The 24,689-nt window shown below is 64.8% G+C and carries 22 protein-coding genes; 15 read left to right on the plus strand and 7 right to left on the minus strand.

Going from position 1 to position 24,689, the window contains the following annotated elements; genetic code table 11:
- Positions 1-26 precede the first annotated feature (26 nt).
- Positions 27-1,262, plus strand: coding sequence for an NAD(P)/FAD-dependent oxidoreductase (locus K0P03_RS15335; protein ID WP_272790004.1), 1,236 nt, complete (start codon positions 27-29; stop codon positions 1,260-1,262).
- Positions 1,263-1,311: 49 nt separating this feature from the next.
- The gene (locus tag K0P03_RS15340) at positions 1,312-2,262 is read left to right on the plus strand and encodes a nucleoside hydrolase (protein ID WP_050743734.1); all 951 of its coding nucleotides are present in this window, start codon (positions 1,312-1,314) and stop codon (positions 2,260-2,262) included.
- Between the two features lie 21 nt (positions 2,263-2,283).
- Here K0P03_RS15340 and K0P03_RS15345 read toward each other — a convergent pair whose 3' ends face one another.
- From K0P03_RS15345 to K0P03_RS15355, 3 genes are all read right to left on the minus strand, one after another.
- Positions 2,284-3,261, minus strand: coding sequence for a squalene cyclase (locus K0P03_RS15345; protein ID WP_050743733.1), 978 nt, complete (start codon positions 3,259-3,261; stop codon positions 2,284-2,286).
- A gap of 32 nt (positions 3,262-3,293) precedes the next feature.
- Positions 3,294-3,989 carry a uracil-DNA glycosylase gene (gene ung, locus K0P03_RS15350; protein ID WP_023514780.1) on the minus strand — a complete coding sequence of 232 codons (696 nt, stop codon included), beginning with the start codon at positions 3,987-3,989 and terminating at the stop codon, positions 3,294-3,296.
- Positions 3,990-4,074: 85 nt separating this feature from the next.
- Positions 4,075-5,247 (minus strand): dihydrodipicolinate synthase family protein, encoded by a 1,173-nt coding sequence (locus K0P03_RS15355; RefSeq protein ID WP_272790005.1) that lies wholly within the window; start codon positions 5,245-5,247, stop codon positions 4,075-4,077.
- A 339-nt stretch (positions 5,248-5,586) separates the two neighbouring features.
- Here K0P03_RS15355 and K0P03_RS15360 point away from each other — a divergent pair, with 339 nt between their 5' ends.
- From K0P03_RS15360 to K0P03_RS15380, 5 genes are read left to right on the plus strand one after another with little or no spacing between them, the layout of a single operon-like run.
- Positions 5,587-6,633, plus strand: coding sequence for a LacI family DNA-binding transcriptional regulator (locus tag K0P03_RS15360; protein WP_272790006.1), 1,047 nt, complete (start codon positions 5,587-5,589; stop codon positions 6,631-6,633).
- The gene (locus tag K0P03_RS15365; protein WP_272790007.1) at positions 6,630-7,631 is read left to right on the plus strand and encodes a Gfo/Idh/MocA family protein; all 1,002 of its coding nucleotides are present in this window, start codon (positions 6,630-6,632) and stop codon (positions 7,629-7,631) included. The genes K0P03_RS15360 and K0P03_RS15365 overlap by 4 nt, the downstream gene beginning before the upstream one ends.
- Before the next feature lie 5 nt (positions 7,632-7,636).
- Positions 7,637-9,250: an acyl CoA:acetate/3-ketoacid CoA transferase gene (locus K0P03_RS15370; RefSeq protein WP_023516642.1), complete on the plus strand. Its 1,614-nt coding sequence runs from the start codon at positions 7,637-7,639 to the stop codon at positions 9,248-9,250.
- Positions 9,243-10,022, plus strand: coding sequence for an enoyl-CoA hydratase/isomerase family protein (locus K0P03_RS15375; RefSeq protein WP_272790008.1), 780 nt, complete (start codon positions 9,243-9,245; stop codon positions 10,020-10,022). Before K0P03_RS15370 ends, K0P03_RS15375 begins: the two co-directional genes overlap by 8 nt.
- Complete coding sequence (locus K0P03_RS15380; protein ID WP_272790009.1) at positions 10,022-11,527, plus strand: aldehyde dehydrogenase family protein; 1,506 nt, start codon at positions 10,022-10,024, stop codon at positions 11,525-11,527. The genes K0P03_RS15375 and K0P03_RS15380 overlap by 1 nt, the downstream gene beginning before the upstream one ends.
- Before the next feature lie 47 nt (positions 11,528-11,574).
- Here the strand turns inward: K0P03_RS15380 and K0P03_RS15385 are convergent, their stop codons facing one another.
- Positions 11,575-12,627, minus strand: a complete 1,053-nt coding sequence (locus K0P03_RS15385; protein WP_272790010.1) for a LacI family transcriptional regulator — start codon at positions 12,625-12,627, stop codon at positions 11,575-11,577.
- Positions 12,628-12,933: 306 nt separating this feature from the next.
- Here K0P03_RS15385 and K0P03_RS15390 point away from each other — a divergent pair, with 306 nt between their 5' ends.
- From K0P03_RS15390 to K0P03_RS15425, 8 genes are all read left to right on the plus strand, one after another.
- Positions 12,934-14,184 carry an ABC transporter substrate-binding protein gene (locus K0P03_RS15390; protein ID WP_130514040.1) on the plus strand — a complete coding sequence of 417 codons (1,251 nt, stop codon included), beginning with the start codon at positions 12,934-12,936 and terminating at the stop codon, positions 14,182-14,184.
- 167 nt (positions 14,185-14,351) lie between these two features.
- Positions 14,352-15,233, plus strand: a complete 882-nt coding sequence (locus tag K0P03_RS15395) for a carbohydrate ABC transporter permease (protein ID WP_244762550.1) — start codon at positions 14,352-14,354, stop codon at positions 15,231-15,233.
- Positions 15,230-16,111 carry a carbohydrate ABC transporter permease gene (locus tag K0P03_RS15400; protein ID WP_272790011.1) on the plus strand — a complete coding sequence of 294 codons (882 nt, stop codon included), beginning with the start codon at positions 15,230-15,232 and terminating at the stop codon, positions 16,109-16,111. Before K0P03_RS15395 ends, K0P03_RS15400 begins: the two co-directional genes overlap by 4 nt.
- A gap of 4 nt (positions 16,112-16,115) precedes the next feature.
- Entirely contained in the window at positions 16,116-17,231 is a 1,116-nt protein-coding gene (locus tag K0P03_RS15405; protein WP_272790012.1) for an ABC transporter ATP-binding protein, read from the plus strand.
- A 9-nt stretch (positions 17,232-17,240) separates the two neighbouring features.
- Positions 17,241-18,749 carry a GMC oxidoreductase gene (locus tag K0P03_RS15410; RefSeq protein ID WP_272790013.1) on the plus strand — a complete coding sequence of 503 codons (1,509 nt, stop codon included), beginning with the start codon at positions 17,241-17,243 and terminating at the stop codon, positions 18,747-18,749.
- Positions 18,746-19,525 (plus strand): 3-ketoacyl-ACP reductase, encoded by a 780-nt coding sequence (locus K0P03_RS15415; RefSeq protein ID WP_272790014.1) that lies wholly within the window; start codon positions 18,746-18,748, stop codon positions 19,523-19,525. Before K0P03_RS15410 ends, K0P03_RS15415 begins: the two co-directional genes overlap by 4 nt.
- Before the next feature lie 170 nt (positions 19,526-19,695).
- Entirely contained in the window at positions 19,696-21,351 is a 1,656-nt protein-coding gene (locus tag K0P03_RS15420) for a GMC family oxidoreductase (protein WP_272790015.1), read from the plus strand.
- Between the two features lie 9 nt (positions 21,352-21,360).
- Positions 21,361-21,681 (plus strand): Dabb family protein, encoded by a 321-nt coding sequence (locus tag K0P03_RS15425; protein WP_023514100.1) that lies wholly within the window; start codon positions 21,361-21,363, stop codon positions 21,679-21,681.
- Between the two features lie 138 nt (positions 21,682-21,819).
- Here K0P03_RS15425 and K0P03_RS15430 read toward each other — a convergent pair whose 3' ends face one another.
- The 3 genes from K0P03_RS15430 to K0P03_RS15440 are packed head-to-tail and all read right to left on the minus strand — an operon-like array spanning position 21,820 to position 24,655.
- On the minus strand, positions 21,820-22,563 hold the full coding sequence (locus tag K0P03_RS15430; RefSeq protein ID WP_023514101.1) for an ABC transporter permease: 744 nt from the start codon (positions 22,561-22,563) through the stop codon (positions 21,820-21,822).
- Positions 22,560-23,498: an ABC transporter ATP-binding protein gene (locus K0P03_RS15435; protein ID WP_050743719.1), complete on the minus strand. Its 939-nt coding sequence runs from the start codon at positions 23,496-23,498 to the stop codon at positions 22,560-22,562. The genes K0P03_RS15430 and K0P03_RS15435 overlap by 4 nt, the downstream gene beginning before the upstream one ends.
- Positions 23,495-24,655, minus strand: coding sequence for an ABC transporter permease (locus K0P03_RS15440; RefSeq protein ID WP_272790016.1), 1,161 nt, complete (start codon positions 24,653-24,655; stop codon positions 23,495-23,497). The genes K0P03_RS15435 and K0P03_RS15440 overlap by 4 nt, the downstream gene beginning before the upstream one ends.
- Between the last annotated feature and the right edge of the window lie 34 nt (positions 24,656-24,689).

The raw sequence follows: 24,689 nt of genomic DNA on the forward strand, positions 1-24,689 counted from the left end.
ACGAAAACAACACGCAACGGGACGGCATGGCGCATATCGGTATCGTCGGCGGCGGCCTCATGGGCTGCGCCACAGCGCTCAATCTCTTGGAACAGGGCCACAGCGTCACCATTCTCGAGCGCGATGCCGGCGGCCTGCCGGCATCCGTCGGAAATGCGGGCATCCTGGCCGTGCCGGAAATCGATCCGCTCGCCCGGCTCGACATGCTGCTCTCGGTGCCAAAATGGCTGCTCGATCCGCTGGGGCCTTTGGCCCTGCGCTGGCAGGACCTGCCGGCGCTCACCCCCTGGCTGATCCGTTTCCTTCTCTCCGCCCGCGCCGGCAAGGCTGCGGAAAGCCGCATGGCGCTGCTCCACCTGATGAAATCGGCGGAAGCCGATCATGCCCGCCTCGGCGCGATGGCCGGCATCTCCGGCCATATGCGCGACACGGGTGCACTGACGGTCTTCGACAGCGTGGCAGCACGTGACAAGGCGTTTGCACACGAGATAGAGAATGCCAAGCTGCTCGGCTGCAACGTCGAGACGCTGGATGTGGCGGAAGCCCGTCGCCGCGTGCCGGCACTTTCCGGCCCCTTCGCCGGCGCCACCTTCAACGATGGATACAAGACCTTCGAATATCCGCTGACCTTCCTGCGGCGGCTGCAGGCGCTGCTGCGCGAGCGGGCGGCGCTGATCGACGCCACCGTGTCACGGGTCGCCCGCACGGAGAGCGGCATCTCCGTGACGACCGAAGGCGGCCGGACCTTCACCTTCGATCGCCTTGCCATTACCGCGGGCGTCTGGTCGCGCCGCTTCGTCGCCGATCTCGGGCTGAAAGTGTTGCTCGAGACCGAACGCGGCTACAATACCACGTTCATGAACCCGTCGACGGTACTCGAAATGCCGGTCTTCTTCTCCGAGCACGGCTTCGTGGCGACGCCTTTCGAAAATGCGCTGCGCATCGGCGGTGCCGTGGAGCTTGCCTCGCCGGACGCACCCGCAAACTACAAACGCGCCGCCGCCATGCGCCGGAAGATGCGCCGCTATGTCCCTGATCTTCAGGAGGAAGGCGGCACCGAATGGATGGGGCGCCGCCCTTCCACTCCGGATTCAGTACCCGTCATCAGCCTGCACCCGGGCGATCCACGCATCGCCTTCGCCTTCGGCCATGGTCATCTCGGCCTCACGCTTTCCGCAACGACGGGCCGCCATGTGGCGCGCCTGCTCGCGGGCGAAGGCGAAAGCGCACTTGCCCCCTTCTCCATCGCCCGCTTCCAGTAGGCGCGCGATCACAAGAAGCCCCATAAGAACAACAAGAAAGAGATACACCATGCACAAGGTTATTTTCGATACGGACCCCGGCGTCGACGACGCGATGGCGCTGCTGTTCCTGCACAATCATCCCGGGATCGACCTCATCGGCATCACCACTGTCTTCGGCAATGCCGCCATCGAGACCACGACACGCAACGCGCTGTTCCTGAAGCGCGAATGGGGCATTGCGGCCCCCGTCGCCCGCGGCGACGGCAAGACCTACAACCCGATGCGCAACCCGATCGACTGGCCGGTGATGATCCATGGTCATGACGGGCTCGGCAACATCGACGTGCCCGACACGATCGACCTGCCACTCGACCCGCGCCCGGCGCACCGCTTCATCATCGAGACGGTGCGGGCCAATCCCGGCGAAGTGACGCTCATCGCCGTCGGCCGCATGTCGAACCTTGCCTATGCGCTGAAGGAAGACCCCGGTATCGCAGGCCTCGTCAAGCAGGTCATCATCATGGGCGGCGCCTTCGACGTTCCCGGCAACATCACACCGGCGGCGGAAGCCAACATCCACGGCGACCCGGAAGCCGCCGACGCGGTGATGGCGGCACCGTGGAAGGTCGTGGTCGTCGGCCTCGACGTAACAATGAAGACCGTGATGACCCGCAGGCGCCTTGCCGAACTCACCGAGAGGAACGGCACGCACCTGAAGTTGCTCTCCGACATCTCGCAGTTCTACATCGACTTCTACGGCCAGCACGTGAAGGACGAGGGCATGGTGGTGCATGACAGCTGCGCCTGTATCTACCTCGTCTCGCCGGAGCTCTTCACCACACGCCCCGGCGCCATCCGCGTCGTCGCCGGCGGCATTGCCGACGGTCAGACGATCCAGAAACCGGATGCCCGCACGTTCCCGCCCGGCAACTGGGACGATCTGCCGAGCCAGCATGCCTGCATCGGCATCGATGCGGAAAAGGTGATGGCCCTGCTCGACGAGACGCTCGTGCGATAGGACGGAGCAGCCGGCCGGGGACTACCGCCCGCCGGCTCGTTCCTGCCACCAGCGCAGCACGCGCAACGCCCTCAGCGTGATCCAGCGCGAGGGCTTTCCCACCTCTTCCATCTCGAACCATACCGGCCCTTTCAGCTGCCAGTCGAGCGGCCAGGTACCGTCTTCCGACTGCCGGGAGCGAAGATGATCGATGGCCTCGCCAAGCCTGGAATCCGGGGGTGTGCCGTCCACCAGGGAAGCCGCGCGAAAATAGTCGAGCCCGCGCAGAAGATCGTAGCGCCAGCGGTACGGGTGGAGGAAGGCCAGATAGCGCATATCGGCCGGCACGCCGCTGACCAGACGGCGAAAGAGGCCCCGTTTCAAGAGATATTCTTCACCGGCCGAGCGCGCAGCACGCGTTCCCGGCGTTGCGCCCACGGCGGTTTCGTATTCCAGAAGACCTTCCAGCACATTGATCGTAGAATGGAAGGAAGAGCGGTGCGAGCCGTTGCAGCGCTCGCAGTTCCAGCCGCCGTCCGGCTGCCGCTCGCCGAGAAGACGCGCGACAATCGGCGAGACGTCGACGCCGAAATAGGCGCCCGTAATCACCGTCCGCCCGTTGATGCACTCCTCCACCTCGCCTTCCCAATAGGGCTGTCCATCATGATCCCAGCGTGAATTGCGTCCGATGAGGTCGACCGTCCGCCGTGCCGGTTCACTCGATGGATCGAGGCCGAAATCGTAGAGTTGCTGGAGCGAGAAACAGGTGGCGGTCCAGGCCTGGCCGAATTCACGCCATTTCTCTTCGGTGTAGTTCGCCGGCAGGAAGGCGCCGCCGGCCCATTGCCCGTCCTCATCCTGGTGGGAGAGAAGTCTTGCACCCCAACCTTCGGTCTCCACCCGCGCACGCTCGGCCCGCCATTCCGCCTCCGGCACGTCGAGAAGATCGCGCATCACCTGCCAGCGGATCGCGGGATCCGAAGCAAGAAGCCAGTCGATGACGGAGCTGGTGGACGCCATGCGGCAAGCCTACCAGCCCTGCTTGTGTCTGGCTATTGCGCCGCCGCCGGCAACTGCCAGTCGATCGGCTGGCGTCCGTGCTGCTCAAGAAAGGCATTCGCCTTGGAGAACGGCCGCGAGCCGAGAAAGCCGTTATGGGCAGACAACGGCGAAGGATGGGCGGACCGCAGGACGAGGTGACGATCCCGGTCGACGAAAGCCGCCTTCTTCTGGGCATAGGAGCCCCAGAGGATGAAGACAACGGGCTTTTCCTGCTCGTTGACAGCGCGGATGACCGCATCGGTGAACCGTTCCCAGCCACGCCCCTGGTGCGAGGCCGCGCGGCCCATCTCCACGGTCAGCACGCTGTTCAAGAGCAGGACGCCCTGCTTGGCCCAATGCTCCAGAAATCCGTGGCGGGCCGGCGGGATACCGAGGTCCTCCTGCATTTCCTTGTAGATGTTGACCAGCGACGGCGGGGTGCGCACGCCCGGCTGCACGGAAAAGCAGAGCCCGTGCGCCTGCCCCTCGCCGTGGTAGGGGTCCTGGCCCAAGATAACGACGCGCACATCTGCAAGCGGTGTCAGGTCAAGGGCCCGGAAGTACTCCGACCCCTTCGGGAAGATGCGCCGTCCTGCCTCTTTCTGCTCCAGCAGGAAGGCCCTGAGATCGGCCATATAGGGGCTGGAGAACTCCGCCGCCAAAGGCGCCTTCCAGCTTTCCCCCACCTTTACTTCACCCGCTGCCATCACCCGCTCCCGCCAAACTTTTCGAGAAAGCGGAGCTTAGCGCCTGACGACGGCGAGAACCGGCCGCAAGGCCGGTCATCCACAGCTAATCTTGCCCGACGCCAAGCACGTACATAAGGTTTTTCATGCGTGCGGCGGCGAGGTCCGGCCTCTCGAGCACGTTGGCCCGGTCGGCCAGGCGGAAGACTTCGGCATAATGCAGAAGGCCTCGGGCCGACTGCATGCCATCAGGCATGGTGAAATGGTCCTGGTGACCGTTCAGCCAGGCGAGGAAGACGACGCCCGCCTTGTAGTACGGTGTCGGCGCCTCGAAGATCTTGCGCGAAAGCGGGACCGTCGGCGCGATGACGGCGCGAAAGGTGGCAACATCGCCGGCCGCAAGCGCTGCAAGCGCCTTGGAAGCCTGCGGCGCCACCGCATCGAAGATGCCAAGCAGGGCGTGGCTGTACCTCTGCCCGTCCCCCTCGATCAGTTCGGCGTAATTGAAGTCGTCGCCCGTGAAGCAGATCACACCCTCGGGCAGCCGGTTGCGCAGCGCCACCTCACAGGCATTGTCGAGCAGCGAAATCTTGATGCCCTCAACCTTGTCGCGGTTCTCGGCGATGATCGACAGAACCGTTTCCAGCGCCGGCTCGAAAGTCCCGGAACCCCAGTAACCGGCAAGCTGCGGGTCGAACATGTCACCCAGCCAGTGCAGCACGACCTTGTCCTTCGCCTGGCCGAGAATATGGCCGTAGACCCTGCGGTAATCGTCCGGCGAGGCTGCCAGGCGGGCGAGTGCCCGGCTCGCCATCATAATGGCACGGCCGCCGTGTTTTTCCACGAAACCGACCTGCTCCTCATAGGCCCGAATCACGTCGTCCAGCGAACGGGCATCGGCGGGGTTGAGGTGATCCGTGCCCGCACCGCAGGCAAGATCGGCACCTGGCACGGTCTTCGCCTCGGCGAGCGAGCGGCGGATCAGCTCCTGCGCGCCGGCCCAGTCGAGCCCCATGCCGCGCTGCGCCGTGTCCATCGCCTCGGCGATCCTGAAGCCGAGCGACCAGAGGTGATGCCGGAACGCCATCGTACGCTCCCAGTCGATGGCCGGCGCCTCCCAGGGCCGCGCATCGCGGCGCGGATCGGAAACCACATGGGCCGCCGCATAGGCGATGCGGCTGAAGGTCGGCACAACGGAGGGGCGCGGAAGCGGCGTCCCGACAAGATCGTAGCGGGAAAGGCCGCCATCCGGCAGCGGCAGGGTAAGGCTGATCGGCATGAAATCCTCCCGAGGTTTTTCACGGCAATAATTTAGATCGTTCCAAATTTCAAGATGGATTTTTTGAACGGCCGGTCGCCGCAGTCGAGCAGATTCGGATGAATTTGAGGATCAGGCCCTTTGACTTCCCTCTCGGCAACGCCAAAAACAACCGAAAAATATCGAAAATCAGTCTGAAACCGCAATATCGGCGCGATCTGATAAGAATGCGAACAATCCAGAAGACATCCAAGCACTGTCACCGCAGAGCCTACGCGAACGCACTTGACAAATTTGGAACGATCCAATTATGTTGCGCCAACAAACAGCAAAAATGATCGCCGCGCAGGGAGGAAGACCGTGAACAAGAGCCGGGTGACCGTCGTCGATATTGCACGCGCCGCCGGCGTGTCGAAGTCGACCGTCTCGCTCGTCCTGCAGGCAAGCCCCCTGGTGAACGAGGTGACCCGCGCCAAGGTGAACGCCGTCATTCGCGACCTCGGTTACGTGTACAATCGCGGCGCGGCGAACCTGCGCCAGTCCGCCTCCTCGCGGATCATCGGCATCATCGTCAACGACCTCACCAATTCCTTCTTCGCCGAGCTTGCTGTCGGCATGGACATGGTTATGCAATCGGCCGGCTACGTGCAGTTCCTGTCGAATTCGGCTGAGAGCGTCGACCGTCAGCGCGAGGTTATCGCCTCGATGCGCGAGCACGGCATTGCCGGCCTCATTCTGTCGCCGGCCCGCGGCACGGAGGCGGCTGATCTGAAATCGCTCGCTGCCAGCGGCATCCCGGTCGTCGCCGTGGTGCGCAACGTCATCGGCGCCAAGGTCTCGACGCTGTTCTCCGATAATTATTCCGGCGCAAAGGATGCCGTCCGGCACCTCGTCTCGCTCGGCCATACCCACATCGCCTTCCTCGGCGGCATCGCCAACACGACGGTCTTTGCCGAGCGCGTCGAAGGCTGGCGGGATGCCCTTGCCGAAGCAGGACTTGCAGCGCCGGACCGGCTCGTCATCAGCACGGCGGCCTCGCGCGCCGGCGGCGTCGCCGCCATCGAACGCGCGCTGCTGCTGCCCGAAGCGCCGACCGCCGCGCTGTGCTTCAACGACGCGGCCGCCTTCGGCGTCTGCGACGGCCTGCGTGCCGCCGGCAAGGAGCCCGGCCGCGACTTCGCCGTCGTCGGCTTCGACGACGTGATCGAGGCCCAGACCGCCGTGCCGGCGCTGACGACGGTATCCGTCGACCCCCAGGGCATGGGCCGGCGCGCCGCGCAACTCTTGCTGAAACAGATCAATGCCGGCCGGGTGGAACCCGAGACCATCGTCAGCTCCGTGCGCCTCGTCGTGCGCCAGAGCTGCGGCGCCGGCCAGACGGACAGGACGAGGAGGATTTCCGCATGACACGGTGGGGTTTGGTCGGCGCCAGCACGATCGCGAAGGAATGGGTGATCGGCGCGATCCGCGCGACGGGCGGCGATGTCGTATCCGTGATGAGCACGAGCGCCGAGCGGGGCCGCACCTATGCGGACGCACAGCGCATCGCAAAGTCGGTCACAACGCTCGCCGATCTGCTTGACGATCCGGAGATCGACGCCGTCTACATCTCGACGACGAACGAGCTGCACCGCGACCAGGCCCTCGCCGCGGCGAAGGCGGGCAAGCACATCCTGTGCGAAAAGCCGCTTGCCCTCTCGCTCGACGACGCCCGCGCCATGATCGCGGCGGCCAAGGCGTCCAGCGTGGTGCTCGCGACGAACCACCACCTGCGCAACGCCGCGACGCATCGGGCAATGCGCGAAGCCATCAAGGCCGGTCGCATCGGCAAGCCGCTGTCGGCCCGCGTCTTCCACGCCGTCTACCTGCCGCCGCACCTGCAGGGCTGGCGGCTCGACAAGCCGGAGGCCGGCGGCGGCGTCATCCTCGACATCACCGTGCACGACGCCGATACCCTGCGCTTCGTGCTCGACGACGATCCGGCGGAAGCCGTCGCCTTCTCGCAGGCTGGCGGCATGGGCAAGGCAGGACTGGAGGATGCGGTGATGGGCGTGCTGCGCTTCCGCTCCGGCACGATCGCGCAGTTCCACGACGGCTTCACCACGAAATTCGCAGAAACCGGCCTAGAAGTCCATGGCACGGAAGGCTCGCTGATCGGCCGCAACGTCATGACGCAGCGCCCCACCGGCACGGTGACGCTGCGCAGTGCAGATGGCGAGCACGACCTGCCGCTCGACCACCGCAATCTCTATGAGACCACCCTTGCCGCCTTCCACGCCGCCATTGCCGGCAAGGGAACGCCATCGGCCACCGGCGAGGACGGTATCTGGTCGCTGGCGACAGGCCTTGCCGTCGTCGAAGCGGCGCGCACGGGCCATGCGGTCAGCATCGAGCCGGGATTGTAAGACCCATGAGCAAGCATATCACCCCGCGCGAGGCGGCAGGCCTGATCCCTGACGGTGCCATCGTTTCGGTCTCCTCCTCCTCCGGCCTCGGCTGCCCGGACCTGATGCTGAAGGCGATCGGCGAACGTTTCGACGAAACGGGCCATCCGAAGAGCCTGACGACGCTGCACCCCATCGCCGCCGGCGACATGAGCGGCATCAAGGGTGTCGACCACATCGCGAAAAAGGGCCTGCTGAAGAAGATCATCGGCGGCTCGTATCCGTCCGGACCCTCGTCTTCCGAACCGCCGCTGATCTGGCAGATGATCGGAAAGGATGAGGTGGCCGCCTACAACATCCCCTCCGGTATCCTCTTCGACATGCACCGCGAGGCCGCCGCAAAGCGCCCCGGCGTCATCACCAAGGTCGGCCTTGAAACTTTTGTCGACCCAAGCCGCGAAGGCTGCGCGATGAACGCCTCCGCCGCAAACGAACCGGTGGTGGAGAAGATCACCTTCGCCGGCGAGGAATGGCTCTACTTCAAGGCGATCGCGCCTCACGTGGCGATCATCCGCGCCACCACCGCCGACGAGCGCGGCAACCTCACCTATGAACACGAGGGCGCCTACCTCGGCGGGCTCGACCAGGCGCTCGCCGCCCGCAACAATGGCGGCATCGTCATCGCGCAGGTCAAACGCATCACCAAGGACGGCTCCCTGAAGCCGCACGACGTGCGCGTGCCCGGCGTGCTGGTCGACTATATCGTGGTCGACCCGGAACAGAAGCAGACGACGCAGACGCTGTACGACCCCGCCATTTCCGGCGAGATCTTCCGCCCGCTCGACACATTTCGCGTGCCGGAATTCAACATCCAGAAGGTCATTGCCCGCCGGGTCGCCGAGGAGCTGGAAGCCGGCAGCGCCGTCAATCTCGGCTTCGGCATCTCCGCCAACGTACCGCGCATCCTGCTCGAAGAGGGCCTGCACGGCGCCGTCACCTGGGTGATCGAACAGGGCGCGGTCGGCGGCGTGCCGCTGCTCGATTTCGCCTTCGGCTGCGCCTCGAACGCCGACGCCTTCATGCCTTCGCCCTACCAGTTCACTTATTTCCAGGGCGCCGGCTTCGATGCCTCGCTGCTCTCCTTCCTGGAAATCGGCAAGGACGGCTCGGTGAACGTTTCAAAACTCTCCTTCCGCCCGCATGTAACGGCAGGGGCCGGCGGCTTCGTCGACATCACGGCGCGGGCAAAGAAGATCGTCTTCTCCGGCATGTTCAATGCCGGCGCGAAGCTTGCGATCGAAGGCGGCAAGCTGGTGATCGAGAAGGAAGGCAAGCTGAAGAAACTGGTCAATGCCGTCGAGCATGTCACCTTCTCCGGACCGCGCGGCGTGGCGCAGGGGCAGGACATCACCTATGTCACCGAGCGCTGCGTCATGAAGCTGACGCCGGAGGGTATCGTGCTCACCGAGATCGCACCCGGCGTCGACCTCAGGACACATATCCTCGACCAGTCGGAGTTCGCGCTGATCGTTTCACCCGATCTCAAGGTGATGGACGCAAAGCTCTTCACCGATGCGCCGACCGGCCTCACGCTGCCCGAAAAGGCGCCGCGCAAGCTGGTGGGGGCCACCCATGGCTGAACAGCGCATCCGCATCTCCATCGAAGGCCCCGTCGCGACGATTACCGCCGCACGGCCGGAAAAGCTCAACGCCTTCGACATCGACATGTTGAAGGAGCTTTCGGCGGCCTGCGACACCATCGAGGAAAATGCCGCGGTGCGCGTCGCCATTCTCACCGGCGAGGGCAAGGCCTTTTCCGCCGGTGGCGATATCCGGGCCTGGGCCGGCATGGAGGCGAGCACGTTCGGCCATGCGTGGGTACGCTTCGGCCATCGTGTCTTCGAGCGGCTGGCGACTTTGCGCATGCCGCTGATCGCTGCCGTTAACGGCCATGCGCTTGGCGGCGGGCTGGAACTGGCGGCCGCAGCCGATATCCGCATCGCGGAAACCCAGGTGAAGATCGGCCTGCCGGAAGCCGGCCTCGGCATGGTGCCCGGCTGGTCCGGCACGCAGCGGCTGGTGAAGCGCTTTGGCGCACAGGCGGTGCGCCGGATGCTGCTCGGCGGCGAGGTATTGACAGCGGTAGAGGCCCAGATTGCCGGCATCATCGACCAGGTCGTCGAGACAGGCACGGCCGTCGAAGCCGCAAAGGCCTACGCAGCGCGCATCGCAGCGCGCGGTCCGGCGGCAACGGAGGTGTCGAAGCTGATGATCGCGGTGGCGAACGGCGAGGACAATGGTGCGGCGGTGGAGGCCCTCGGCTCGATCCTCGTCGCCAAGACCGGGGACCTGAAGGAAGGTGTCGCCGCCTTTACGGGCAAACGCCCCGCCGATTTCAAGGGAGAATGGTAATGACCACGCATGTGAAACCCAAGGCGCTCGAAAACTTCAAGGCGCGCGATTTCCGCATGCTGATCGACGGCATCTGGACGGAGGGCGCCGGCGATCCGATCGAACGCATCGCGCCGGGCCATGGCATCGTGGTCAGCCGCTACCCGGCCGGCAGCAAGGCCGATGCCGAACGCGCCATCGCCGCCGCACGCAAGGCCTTCGACGACGGGCCATGGCCGTCCATGACCGGCGCCGAACGCTCGAACATCCTCCTCAAGGCCGCCGACCTCATTGCCGCCCGGGCGGAGGAACTGGCCTTCCTCGACTGCATCGAAAGCGGCAAGCCGATCAGCCAGGCAAAGGGTGAACTCGGCGGCGCCGTCGATATCTGGCGCTACGCCGCAGCGCTCGCCCGCGACCTGCACGGCGAAAGCTACAACACGCTTGGCGACGGCACGCTCGGCGTCGTTCTGCGCGAGGCGATCGGCGTCGTGTCGATCATCACGCCGTGGAACTTCCCCTTCCTGATCGTAAGCCAGAAATTACCATTCGCGCTTGCCGCAGGCTGCACGACGGTGGTCAAGCCGTCCGAACTCACCTCGGGATCGACGCTTGTCCTCGGAGAGATCCTGATCGAGGCCGGCTTGCCCGCAGGTGTTGTCAACATCGTCACCGGCACCGGGCCGGAGGTCGGCGCACCGATGACGACGCATCCCGACGTCGACATGGTCTCCTTTACCGGTTCAACCGGTGTCGGACGTCTGACCATGGCCAATGCCGCCCAGACCTTGAAGAAGGTATCGCTCGAACTCGGCGGAAAGAACCCGCAGATCGTCTTCCCGGATGCCGATCTCGACGCCTTCATCGACGCCGCCGTCTTCGGCGCCTACTTCAACGCGGGCGAATGCTGCAATGCCGGCTCGCGGCTGATCTTGCACAAATCGATCGCGGCCGCTGTCACGGCCCGCATCGCGGAACTGGCGAAGAAAGTGAAAGTCGGCGATCCACTCGACCCCGCAACGCAGGTCGGCGCGATCATCACGCCGCAGCATCTCGAAAAAATCGGCGCCTATGTCGATGGCGCGGCGAAGGCCGGTGCTTCGGTCGCGCTCGGCGGCGCGGCGCTGGATCTCGGCCTCGGTCAGTTCATGGCCCCGACCATTCTCTCGGGCGTTCAGCCTGATATGGCCGTCGCCCGCGAAGAAGTGTTCGGTCCGGTGCTTTCGGTTCTGACCTTCGAGACGACGGAAGAGGCGATCCGCATCGCCAACGCCATTGACTACGGCCTGTCCGCCGGCGTCTGGAGCCGCGATTTCGACACGTGCCTCACCATCGGCCGCAAGGTTCGCGCCGGCACGGTCTGGATGAACACCTTCATGGACGGCGCGTCCGAACTGCCCTTCGGCGGCTACCGCCAGTCCGGCCTCGGCCGTGAACTTGGTCGCCATGCGGTGGAGGATTATACGGAGACCAAGACACTCAACATGCATATCGGCGCACGCACCGGCTGGTGGATGCCGCGATGAGCAACGCTCTCCCGACAACCACGGCAGGGACCGGCGCTGCCGCCCGCTCAGGGTGTCGGGAAGCTGAATTGCGGGCTCTGCAGGATGGTGAGGTTCTCGATCGGCTCACCGCCGATCCGCTTCAGCAGCAGTCGGCCCATCGCCTCTCCCGCCGAGGTCAGGTCTTCGTAGAGCGTCTCGACCTTCGGCTGGATCTGGCTGAGCAGCCGCGAGGTCTGCTTGGCAACAATATCGTATTCGCCGCCGAGCGAGAGGCCGCGGTCGCTCATTCCGGTGATCGTGGCGAGCGCCGAGACTTCGCCAGGACAGGCGAAACCATCCGGTGGATCGGGCTCTGTGCTGCGGCGGCGCACATAGTCGCGGATCATGTCGGCGGGACTGTCGAGATCGAGCGCGTCGGGGATCTCGTAGGCAACGCCGGCCTCTCGCACAGCGGTCATGAAACCGTGCAGCATATGCTGGTAGAAGGTGAGGCGCCGGGGTGGCAGGATGATCGTCACCTTGCGCCGGCCCTTGGCGATCAGCCGCCTGGTGGCAGCATAGGCGAAGGCGAAATTGTCGTAATCGACGAAGGCGTGCGGCGTGGAGAACTCCGTACGGCCATGCGTGACGAAGGGAAAGCCGTTTTCCAAAAGCAGCCGCACACGCGGATCGAAGGGTTCCGTGCGCGAGAAGATCAGCCCATCGGCCATACCGTTGCGGATGATGTAGTTGACCGCTTCGACATTGCTGCCGTCGAGGAAATTCGGCGTGACGATGAGGTGGTAGGGCGTTCCCTGGAGGGCGCGCGCCAGACCGTGCATGATGGACGTGCCAAAGCCCAGGATCTCCTCGTGTGGATCGAGCAGAACGGACACGACATTGGTACGGCCGGTCTTGAGACGCTGAGCGGCGCGGTCCGGCAGATAGCCGATTTCGGCGGCGACCTCATGCACGCGACGGCGCGTCGTCTCGGAAATCTGCGGCGCGTTGCCAAGGGCACGGGAGACCGTGGTGACCGCAAGGCCCGTCATTTCCGCAATCGTCTTCAGCGTCGGCTTGCCGGTTCGAAGCGCGGAGCGGGCGGGATCACTGTCGGCGGGCTTTTCGATGCGGGACACGGGTGCGGTTCTTCAGATAGCGGCAGGCGATATGCGGCACCATATCCACGCACCTCGCCTTCGGCAATCTTGCGCTGCACAGAATTTAAAACGATTTCAGTGCGCCGCACAACGTCCTTAGAACTGCGGAAACTACCTGAGTTGCCGCAATTTACTGCATTTGTAGAAGCATATCCGGGGACGCACGCCGCACGCTTGACTCTGCAAATTTACAACGTTTTAAATTGGAGCGGCGCTTTGAGCCGCAGATGAACTATCGGCGGGAGGAGGCTCTCGCCCTTCAAACTTGCAAACGGGAGGAATACGATGCGCAAGTTTCTGACAACCACCGCGATCGCCGCGGTGATGATGACGATGGGCGGCATGTCCGCCAAGGCCGCCGAAGGCGTGGAAGTCCTGCACTGGTGGACCTCGGGCGGTGAAGCCGCCGCGCTCGACGTCTTGAAGAAGGATCTCGAATCCAAGGGTATTTCCTGGACCGACATGCCGGTCGCCGGCGGCGGCGGCACGGAAGCCATGACGGTCCTGCGCGCCCGCGTCACGGCCGGCAACGCGCCGACCGCGGTGCAGATGCTCGGCTTCGACATTCTCGATTGGGCCAAGGAAGGCGCGCTCGGCAACCTGGACGAGATCGCCGCCAAGGAAGGCTGGGACAAGGTGATCCCGACCGCCCTGCAGCAGTTCTCCAAGTATGACGGCCACTGGATCGCTGCTCCCGTCAACGTGCACTCCACCAACTGGGTGTGGGTTAACAAGGCGGCGCTCGACAAGGCCGGCGGCAAGGAGCCGACGAACTGGGATGAACTCGTCGCCCTGCTCGACAAGTTCAAGGAACAGGGCATCACGCCGGTCGCCCATGGCGGCCAGCCGTGGCAGGACGCGACGATCTTCGACGCCGTCGTGCTCTCCTTCGGCAACGATTTCTACAAGAAGGCCTTCATCGACCTCGATCCGGAAACGCTGGGCGGCGCCCAGATGAAGGAAGCCTTCGACCGCATGACGAAGCTGCGCTCCTATGTGGACGACAACTTCTCAGGTCGTGACTGGAACCTCGCTTCGGCCATGGTCATCGAAGGCAAGGCCGGCGTGCAGTTCATGGGCGACTGGGCGAAGGGCGAATTCATCAAGGCCGGCAAGAAGCCGGGCACGGACTTCGTCTGCATGCGCTTCCCGGGCACCCAGGGTTCGGTCACCTTCAACTCCGACCAGTTCGCGATGTTCAAGGTCGCCGACGACAAGGTTCCGGCCCAGTTGACCATGGCCTCGGCCATCGAAAGCCCGGTCTTCCAGTCGGCCTTCAACGTGGTCAAGGGCTCTGCCCCGGCCCGCACGGACGTTTCCGACGAAGCCTTCGACGATTGCGGCAAGAAGGCGATCAAGGACCTTGCGGAAGCCAACACCAACGGCTCGCTGTTCGGCTCCATGGCGCACGGCCACGCCAACCCGGCCTCGGTCAAGAACGCCATCTACGACGTCGTGACCCGCCAGTTCAACGGCGAACTGTCATCGGAAGAAGCCGTCACGGAACTGAAGGCCGCCGTCGAGGCTGCGAAGTAAGGCAAGGGCGCTGCCCCTCACCCTAACCCTCTCCCCGCAAGCGGGGAGAGGGGACAGAGAGGGCACGGCAGAATCCCTTCTCCCCGCTCGCGGGCAGAAGGTGCCGGCAGGCGGATGAGGGGCAAGACCCCACCGCACCAACACGATTTTCAACGGTGGTATCGACCATGGATAGCCGAAGCCGGCTGCAGGAGCTTTTGCCGAAGCTCGTGCTAGCCCCCAGTTTCCTCATCGTGCTCGTCTTCGTCTACGGCTTCATTGCCTATACGGGCTTCCTGTCGCTGACTGACAGCAAGATGCTGCCCTCCTACAATTTCGTGGGGCTCAGCAACTATTCCAAACTCTGGGCGCTACCGCACTGGTGGCGGGCGATCTCCAATCTGGCGATCTTCGCTTCACTCTACATCGTCATCTGCTCGGTGCTGGGCCTCGGCCTCGCCATCCTGCTCGACCAGAAGATCCGCGCCGAAGGCATTTTGCGGCCGATCTACCTCTATCCGATGGCGCTCTCCTTCATCGTCACGGGCACCGCCTGGAAATGGTTCCTCGATCCCGGCATCGGGCTTGAAAACACCATGCACCTCTGGGGCTGGGAAAGCTTCGCCTTCAACTGGATCAAGGACCGCAACTACGCGATCTACTGCGTGGTGATCGCCGCCGTCTGGCAATCCTCCGGCTTCGTCATGGCGATGTTCCTCGCCGGCCTTCGCGGCGTCGACAACGAGATCATCAAGGCGGCGCAGATCGACGGCGCCTCGACCTCGACCATCTACCGCCGCATCATCATTCCGCTGATGCGCCCGGTGTTCCTCTCCGCCTTCGTCGTGCTCGCCCACCTCGCCATCAAGGCATACGATCTTGTGGTGGCCTTGACGGGCGGCGGCCCCGGCCAGGCGACCGAACTGCCGGCGACCTTCATGTATTCCTACACCTTCACCCGCAACCAGATGGGCATCGGCGCATCCTCGGCGATCATCATGCTGGTCATGATCTTCTCGATCATCATCCCCTACCTCTATTCCGAAATCCGCGGAGGCAAAGGCCGATGAGCGCGCAAAACCCCGACAACGTCATCTCGCACAACAAGCTGACGCGCGCCCTCATCTATTCCGCGCTCATCCTCTTCGCGATCTACTACTTGCTGCCGCTCTATGTGATGCTGGTCAACTCGCTGAAGCCGCTGGAGGAAATCCGCCAGGGCGGCATGCTGAACCTGCCGCAGGTCTGGACCATCGAGCCCTGGCTGCAGGCCTGGTCGACGGCGCAGATCGGCGTGCAGCCGACAGGCCTTCGTCCCTTCTTCATCAACTCGATCCTGATGGTCGTGCCGGCCGTCGCCATCTCCACCATCATCGGCGCGCTGAACGGCTATGTCTTGACCAAGTGGCAGTTCAAGGGCTCGAACGTCTTCTTCGGCCTGCTGCTGCTCTCCTGCTTCATCCCGTTCCAGATCGTGCTGATCCCGATGGCGCGCATTCTCGGCGCGCTCGGGCTTGCCGGCTCGCTCTGGGGGCTGATCCTCGTCCATGTCGTCTACGGTATCGGCTTCACGACGCTCTATTTCCGCAACTACTACGAAAACTTCCCGACCGAGCTGGTGCGCGCGGCGCAGATCGACGGCGCAAGCTTCTTCCAGATCTTCTACCGCATCCTGCTGCCGTCCTCGGGCCCGATCATCGTCGTTTCCGTCATCTGGCAGTTCACCAACATCTGGAACGACTTCCTGTTCGGCGCGTCCTTCTCCGGGGCCTCGACGACTCCGATGACCGTGGCGCTCAACAACCTCGTCCAGTCCTCGACGGGCGTGAAGGAATACAACGTACACTTTGCCGGCGCGATCCTCGCCGCGCTCCCCACCCTCATCGTCTACATCGTCTCCGGACGGTACTTCGTGCGCGGCCTGATGTCCGGCGCCGTGAAAGGATAACGCCATGTCTTTCTTGAAAATCAGCAGCCTGCGCAAATCCTACGGTTCGCTCGAAATCCTGAAGGATATCAACATCGAGATCGAACAGGGCGGTTTCCTCGTGCTCGTCGGCCCCTCCGGCTGCGGCAAGTCCACGCTGCTCAACACCATCGCCGGGCTCGAACCGATCACCTCTGGTGATATTGCCATCGACGGCCGCTCGGTTTCAGGCCTGCACCCGTCCAAGCGCGACATCGCCATGGTATTCCAGTCCTACGCGCTCTACCCGAACATGACGGTCGCCGGCAACATCGCCTTCGGCATGGAAATCCGCGGCGTGCCGAAGGAGGAGCGTGACAAGGCGATCAAGCAGGTCGCCGACATGCTGCAGATCGGTCATCTCCTGGAGCGCAAGCCCGGCCAGCTCTCCGGCGGCCAGCGCCAGCGCGTCGCCATGGGCCGCGCGCTGGTGCGCGACCCGAAACTCTTCCTGTTCGACGAGCCGCTGTCGAACCTCGACGCCAAGCTGCGCGTCGACATGCGCACGGAAATCAAGCGCCTGCACCAGCGCATGAAGACCACCATCGTCTACGTGACGCACGACCAGATCGAGGCGATGACGCTCGCCACCAAGATCGCCGTGCTGAAGGACGGCGTGCTCCAGCAATTCGGCTCGCCCGCGGAAATCTACAACAACCCGGCCAACACCTTCGTTGCCGATTTCATGGGCTCGCCCGCCATGAACCTGCTCAAGGCCAAGGTCGAGACCAACGGTTCGGGCATGGCCGTCTCGCTCGCCCGCCATCAGGCGGAACCGCTGGTGCTTTCCGTCCCCAACGCCCCCGGCAGCCTTGCGGCCTATAACGGCAAGGACGTCATCTTCGGCATCCGCCCGGAGGCGCTGACCGACCCCGACGGCGCGGACCGCAACGCCCGCACCGTCGCGGAAGGCGATTGCCTGATCGAGGTGGTGGAGCCCGCCGGTGCCGACACCTTCGCCGTCACCCATCTCGGCGGCAAGGAGATCGTCGCGCGCCTGCGCGCCGACGTGCGCATCGCCGCCGGCCAGATGGCGCGCCTCGCCTTCAACCTCGACAAGGCCGTGTTCTTCGACCCCGCCAGCCAGCTTCGCATCGCCTGAGATTTTTCAATGACCACGCAGCCGGACATCGTCATCATCGGATCGGGCATCGGCGGCTCCACCATGGCCGCCGCGCTTGCCCCGACGGGTGCAAGGATCGTCATCCTCGAAGCGGGCGATCACCTGCCCGACCGCCCGGAAAACCGCGACCAGCGCGCCATCTTCCAGCGCGGCCATTTCCGCCCGAAGGAGATGTGGTACGAGGCTGACGGCACCGCCTTCAACCCCGGCAACTACTACAATGTCGGCGGCAATTCGAAATTCTACGGTGCGGTGCTGGTGCGCTACCGCCGTGAGGATTTCGAAGAGATGCGCCACCGCGACGGCGTCTCCCCCGCCTGGCCCTTCCCCTATGAGACGCTGGAGCCGTGGTATTCGGCCGCGGAAAAACTCTACAATGTCCGCGGCACGCTCGGCGACGACCCGACAGAGCCACACCATTCCGCACCCTACCCCTTCCCGCCCGTACCGGACGAGCCCGCCATCGCCAGGGTGCGCGCGAAAATGAAGGCGAACGGCCTGCATCCCTATTCGCTGCCGCTCGGTGTCGATATCGACCGCTGGCTCGCCAAGGCGAAGACACCCTGGGATGCGCACCCCAACAGCAACGACGGCAAGATGGATGCCGAAAGCGCGGCGCTCGCCGAGGCGCTGAAACATAAAAATGTCGAACTGCGCACCAATTGCCGGGTGACGCGGCTCGCCACCGCCCCGCACGGTCGCACCATTTCCACCGTGCACTATCAGCGCGGCGGCGAGGCGGAGAGCGTTTCGCCGAGACTGGTCATCCTCTCGGCCGGCGCGGTGCAATCCGCGGTGCTTTTGCTGCGCTCGGCCTCGGAAGCCTTCCCGAAGGGGCTCGCCAACACATCCGACCAGGTCGGCCGCAACTTCATGAACCACAATTCGAGCGCCGTGATCGGCCTCTCGCCGTTCTACAGGAACACCTCCGTCTACCAGAAGAGCTTTGGTTTCAACGACTACTATCTCTCGGACGGCAACGGCGGTCCGCCGCTCGGCAATGTGCAGCTTCTCGGCCGCGTCTCGGGAAAGATCCTGAAGGCCAACATGCCCTCCGTACCGGAATGGCTGCTGGACCAGGTGGCGGCCCGCGCCATCGATTTCTACGCCATGAGCGAGGACCTGCCACATCCCGAAAGCCGCATCCTGGTCGATCGCGACCGGATCGTCATGAAATGGACGCGCACCAACTGGCAGGCCCATCTCGATCTCGTCGCCAAGCTGAAAACCGCCCTGAAGAAGGCCGGCTTCCCGGTCGTGCTCGCCCGCGCCTTCGACAAGCGCACGCCCTCGCACCAATGCGGCACCGTGCGCATCGGCAACGACCCGGCGGCCGCGCCCCTCGATATCTGGTGCCGCGCCCATGACCATCCGAACCTCTTCGTGGTCGACGCCTCCTACCTGCCGACATCCGCCGCGGTGAACCCGGCCCTGTCCGTCGCCGCCCAGGCGCTGCGCGTCGCCGATCACATCCAATCGAGGGATCTTGCCGCATGACGACCTCAGCACGTCCCGTCGCCATCGTCACCGGCGGCCGCCGCGGCATCGGCCTCGGCATCGCCAGGGCGCTCGCGGCCGATGGTTTCAACATAGCCATAACAGGCATCGGGGATAGCGACGCCGCGACCGACGCCATGCTCGCCGATTTTTCCACCCTCGGCGCGCAGGCCATTTACCTCAAGGCCGATCTCGCCGACCTTACGCGCCATACGGCCACCGTCGCCGACATCGAGAACCAGCTCGGCGCCATCGGCTGCCTCGTCAACAATGCCGGCATCGCCTCCGTCGTGCGCGGCGATTTCCTCGACCTCGCCCCCGAACATTTCGACACGATCGTCGCCACCAACCTGCGCGGCACCGTGTTCTTCACCCAGGCCGTGCTGAAGGCGATGCTGCACTCCAGACAGGCCGCCGGCCCGCGCGCAATCATCAACATCACCTCCGTCTCCGCCGGCCTCACCTCGCCCGAACGGCTCGACTATTGCATGACCAAGGCGGGTCTTGCCGCCTTCAGCCAGGGGCTGGCGCTCAGGCTGGCGGAAACCGACATTTCCGTCTTCGAGATCCGCCCCGGCATCATCCGCTCCGACATGACGGCCGGCGTCTCGGCGAAATACGACGCCCTCATCGCGGGCGGCCTCGTGCCAATGAAACGCTGGGGCGAGCCCGACGACATCGGCGCCGTCGCGGCGGCGCTGGCGACCGGAAAGTTCGCCTTCGCCACCGGCTCGGTGATCAATCTCGACGGCGGGCTCTCGATCGGCCGGCTGTGAACGTCACCCCGCGGGGTTGCCCCTCACCCCGCCCTCTCCCCGCAAGCGGGGCGAGGGAGACGAGAGGGCGCGGCAAATCCCTTCGCCCCGCCTGCGGGGAGAAGGTGCCGGCAGGCGGATGAGGGGCAACTTCACCCGTAGCGGCACCGAACCATTCTGAGGACCAAGGCATGACCTACGACTATATCATCACCGGTGCGGGACCGGCCGGTTGCGTGCTGGCGAACCGGCTTTCGGAAGATCCCGGCGTGCGCGTGCTGCTGCTGGAGGCCGGCGGCGGCGACTGGAACCCGCTGTTCCACATGCCCGCCGGTTTCGCCAAGATGACCAAGGGCGTCGCAAGCTGGGGCTGGGAGACCGTGCCGCAGAAACACATGAAGGGCCGCGTGCTGCGCTACACGCAGGCCAAGGTCATCGGCGGCGGCTCCTCGATCAACGCGCAGCTCTACACCCGCGGCAATGCGGCCGATTACGACCTCTGGGCAAGCGAGGACGGCTGCGAGGGCTGGAGCTACCGGGAAATCCTGCCCTATTTCAAGCGCGCCGAGGACAACCAGCGTTTTGCCGACGACTACCATTCCTACGGCGGCCCGCTCGGCGTCTCCATGCCGGTCTCGGCGCTGCCGATCTGCGACGCCTATATCCGCGCCGGCCAGGAACTCGGCATTCCCTACAACCACGATTTCAACGGCCGCCAGCAGGCCGGCGTCGGTTTTTATCAGTTGACCCAGCGGAACCGCCGTCGCTCTTCCGCCTCGCTCTCCTATCTCTCGCCGATCAAGGACCGCAAAAACCTCACCATCCGCACCGGCGCCCGTGTCGCCCGTATCGTGCTGGAAGGGTCCCGCGCCGTCGGCGTCGAAGTGGTGACGACAAGCGGCGTCGAAACGATCCGGGCGGAGCGCGAGGTGCTGGTCTCCTCCGGCGCCATCGGCTCGCCGAAACTGCTCCAGCAATCGGGCATCGGCCCGGCGGATCACCTGAAATCCGTCGGTGTTGCGGTCAAGCACGACCTGCCGGGTGTCGGCTCGAACCTGCAGGACCATCTCGACCTCTTCGTCATCTCCGAATGCACCGGAGATCACACCTATGACGGCGTCGCGAAACTGCACCGCACGCTCTGGGCCGGCCTGCAATATGTGCTCTTCCGCTCCGGCCCCGTCGCCTCCTCACTCTTCGAGACGGGCGGCTTCTGGTATGCCGATCCCGATGCGCGCTCGCCGGACATCCAGTTCCACCTCGGCCTCGGCTCCGGCATCGAGGCGGGCGTCGAAAGGCTGAAGAATGCCGGCGTGACGCTGAATTCGGCCTATCTGCACCCCCGCTCCAAGGGCACTGTGCGTCTTGCCGCCGCCGATCCCTCGGCCGCGCCGCTGATCGACCCGAACTACTGGGACGACCCGCACGACCGGAAAATGTCGATCGAGGGGCTGAAGATCGCCCGCGAGATCATGCAGCAGGCCGCGCTGAAGCCCTATGTGATGGCCGAGCGCCTGCCGGGGCCGAAGGTCATGACCGACGAGGACCTCTTCAACTACGGCTGCGCCAATGCCAAGACGGACCACCACCCCGTCGGCACCTGCAAGATGGGTACGGGGGCGGATGCGGTCGTCGGGCTCGATTTGAAGGTGCATGGTCTTGAAGGTCTGCGCGTCTGCGACAGTTCCGTCATGCCGCGCGTTCCCTCTTGCAACACCAATGCGCCGACGATCATGGTGGGGGAGAAGGGCGCCGACATCATCCGCGGCCTGCCGGCGCTGCCGGCCCAGGTTTTTCAATATGAACGCAACGACGCGCGTCCGCGCGCCCGCAGCAACATCCGATAGGGGGCAGCCATGATCCGCCACTGCGTCTTCATCCACTTCAAGCCGACCATCTCCGCCGCCTACAAGGCCGAACTCTTCAACGAGATCGACGCGCTGAAGGACCGTCTGCCCGGCATGCTCGCCGTGCATATCGGCACGAATGTCAGCCCGGAAGAGGGCATGGACAAGGGCTTTGCCGATGGTTTCATCGTCGACTTCGCCGACAGTTTTTCCCGCGATGCCTATCTGGAAGACACGGAGCACAAGGAGACCGGCGCCCGCCTCGTCGCGGCCGCGGAAGGCGGCATCAAGGGTATCCTCGTCTACGATCTCGAAACCGGCGATCGCTAGGGCGTTTCTGCCCGCCTGTGCCGCGTTCTGCGATGGATGTGAGAAATCCGTGAGCTGAATCGCGGGGAGCCAGCTTAAGAGATGGCGCCGCACCGCACGATCCTGTCGGCGCGTCCTCCTACCTTTGCCGGCCTTGCGTCAGGCGCGCCCCGCCCGGCGCGACAGCACACGTTCGATGGCCGAAAAGGCATCGTAGATCAGCACCGCCAGCACGGCGACGACGAGACCACCCTGCAGCACGAAGGCAAGGTTGTTGGATTGCAGCCCGGCGATAATGACCTCGCCGAGCGTCTTCGCCGCGACCGTGGAGCCGATGGTCGCGGTGGCGAGGCTGATGACGACGGAAAGGCGGATGCCAGCGAGGATGACCGGCAGTGCCAGCGGCAGCTCAACCCGGGTGAGACGTTGCCAGGCGGTCATACCCGTACCGCGCGCCGCCTCCATGATGGCGGGTGGCAGGGTCGAAAGGCCGGTCATGGCATTTTCGAAGATCGGCAACAGGCCGTAAAGAAAGAGCGCGATCAGCGTTGGTTTTTCCCCAAAGCCAACGGCAGGCACGGCGAGCGCCAGCACGGCGACGGGCGGGAAGGTCTGGCCGATATTCACGAGGCTGCGCGACAGGGGCAGGAATTCCGCGCCGATCGGCCTTGTGACGAGGATGGCAAGCCCAACGGCAACGACGGTCGCGGCAAGCGTCGCGATGAAGACCGTGGCGAGGTGCGACAGCGTCAGCGACAGCAGACTGCCCTGATTGTAGATGGCCGGCGCATTGGTCTGCACCAGCGGCTTCAGCAACGGATCGAAAAGCAGCGGATGCACGAGAAAGGCGATGAGAACGACAAGCGCCGCCAGCCGCAGGAGATTGGGAAGATACCCCTTCATTGCGGCCTCGCCGCACGGCGGGCAAGGCCGGCAAGTGTGACGCGGCCAAGCCGGACACCATCAGCGCCAACGACCGGCAGGGCCGGTCGACCGGACCAGAGCAGGGCAGACAGCGCGTCGCGCTGGCTGGCTGCAGCGGAAATCGGCTCGCCCTCCGCCTCGCCGGCCTCGGCCGCGTCTGCGACAGCCCCGATCGACAGGAGCCGGAATGGCCGCTCGCCGGCGCCGATCAACGTCTCGACAAATTCCGTCGCCGGGTTCACCAGCATCTCCTCCGGCGCCGCATATTGCGCGATCCTGCCCTTGTCCATGACGGCAATGCGGTCGGCGAGATGGAAGGCTTCCTCCATATCGTGGGTGACAAGCACGATGGTCGTGCCGAAATGCTTCTGGATCGCCAAGAGATCATCCTGCGCCTTGGCCCGGATAACGGGGTCGAGCGCGCCAAACGGCTCGTCCATCAGGAGGATGTTCGGCTCGGCGGCGAGCGCCCGGGCGACGCCGACGCGCTGCTGCTGGCCGCCGGACAGTTCATGTGGATAACGCGGGCCGAAGGCGGCGGGATCGAGCTGGAACAGCGACAGCAGTTCCTTCACCTTCGCAGCGATGCGCGGTTTCTCCCAGCCGAGCAGGGTCGGCACGGTGGCGATGTTCTCTGCAACGGTGCGGTGCGGGAAGAGGCCGTGCCCCTGGATGGCGTAGCCGATGCGGCGGCGCAACTCGTGGCCGGGAATGGAGCGGTTGTCGGCGCCGTCGATCAGGATCGTGCCGGAGGTCGGCTCGACGAGACGGTTGATCATGCGCATCAGCGTCGTCTTGCCGGAACCGGATGTGCCGACGATGACGGTGATCGTATGCGGCGCTATCGTCATGGAAACATTGTCGACGACCGCGGTTTCGCCATAGCGCTTGGTGATGCTGTCGATCTCGATCATGCGGTCCTGCCGAATTGTCTGCTGGAAAGTTCCGTTGCGGCGTCGAGGACGATCGCCGCGGCGAAGGCGAGGGCCACGGTCGGCACCGCGCCGAGCAGCACGAGATCCATCGCCGTCTGGCCGATCCCCTGGAAGACGAAGACGCCGAAGCCGCCCCCGCCGATGAGCGCCGCGATGGTCGCAAGACCGATATTCTGCACCAGAACGATGCGGATGCCGGTCAGGATGACCGGGAAGGCGAGCGGCAGCTCGATGCGGAAGAGGCGCTGGCCGTCCGTCATACCGATGCCGCGGGCGGCATCGTTCGCGTCACGCGGCACGCCGGCAAGCCCGACCACCGTGTTGGCAACGACCGGCAGCAGTGAATAAAGGAAGAGCGCGATGAAGGCCGGCGCGGCCCCGATGCCGCGAATGCCGAGCGCCGCTGCCCCCGGCACATGAAGGGCGACCCAACCCAGCGGCGCGATCAGAAGACCGAAAAGCGCGATCGAGGGAATCGTCTGGATGATGTTGAGCACGTTGAGAACGCCGGCGCGCAACGCCTCCACCCGGTGGCAGAGAATGCCGAGCGGCAGACCGACGAGCGTTGCCGCGACGAGCGAGCCGAGCGCCAGGACAACATGGCGGCCCGCCTCCAGCCAGAAGCTGTCGGCCCGGCTGCCGTATTCCTTGAGGATCGACAGCCCGTCCCATACGCCTGAAATCAGAAGTCCCGCTGCAGCCGCGGCGACGGCGGCAAGCAGCGCCACCCGGGCGAGCGGCGACAGCCGGAGCCGGGCCAGCGCATCGGCCGTCAAAAGCGCAAAGGCAAAGCTCAGCAGCCAGAAGCCGGAGGCCGGCGAGACGCGGGCATAGGTGTTTTCCGGCGGCGTGAGATGACCGGCGGAAAGGCCGACGAGGATGGCGAGCACCAGCAGGGCGACAAGTCCCAGCAGCAGCCGGAAGACCGTCGGCGTCTTCAGCGCGACGACAACGATCGCACTGGCGATAAAACCGAGCAGCGTCGCGCCGAGTGCCTCGGGAAGCGCCTCCAGAATGCCCTTTGCCTCGCCGGGCACGATGCGGTTGGCCCGGAAACTGGCGAAGGGCGCCAGAAAGGCGCCATAGGCCAGCAATGCGGCGATCACCACGCCGAGCTTGTCGATCCGGAACGTCATGAACACCTTTCGAGGAAGGTCCTCCGCCCTGGGA

This window comes from Shinella sp. HY16 (assembly GCF_028534175.1).
In the GTDB taxonomy this organism is placed as follows: Bacteria; Pseudomonadota; Alphaproteobacteria; order Rhizobiales; family Rhizobiaceae; genus Shinella.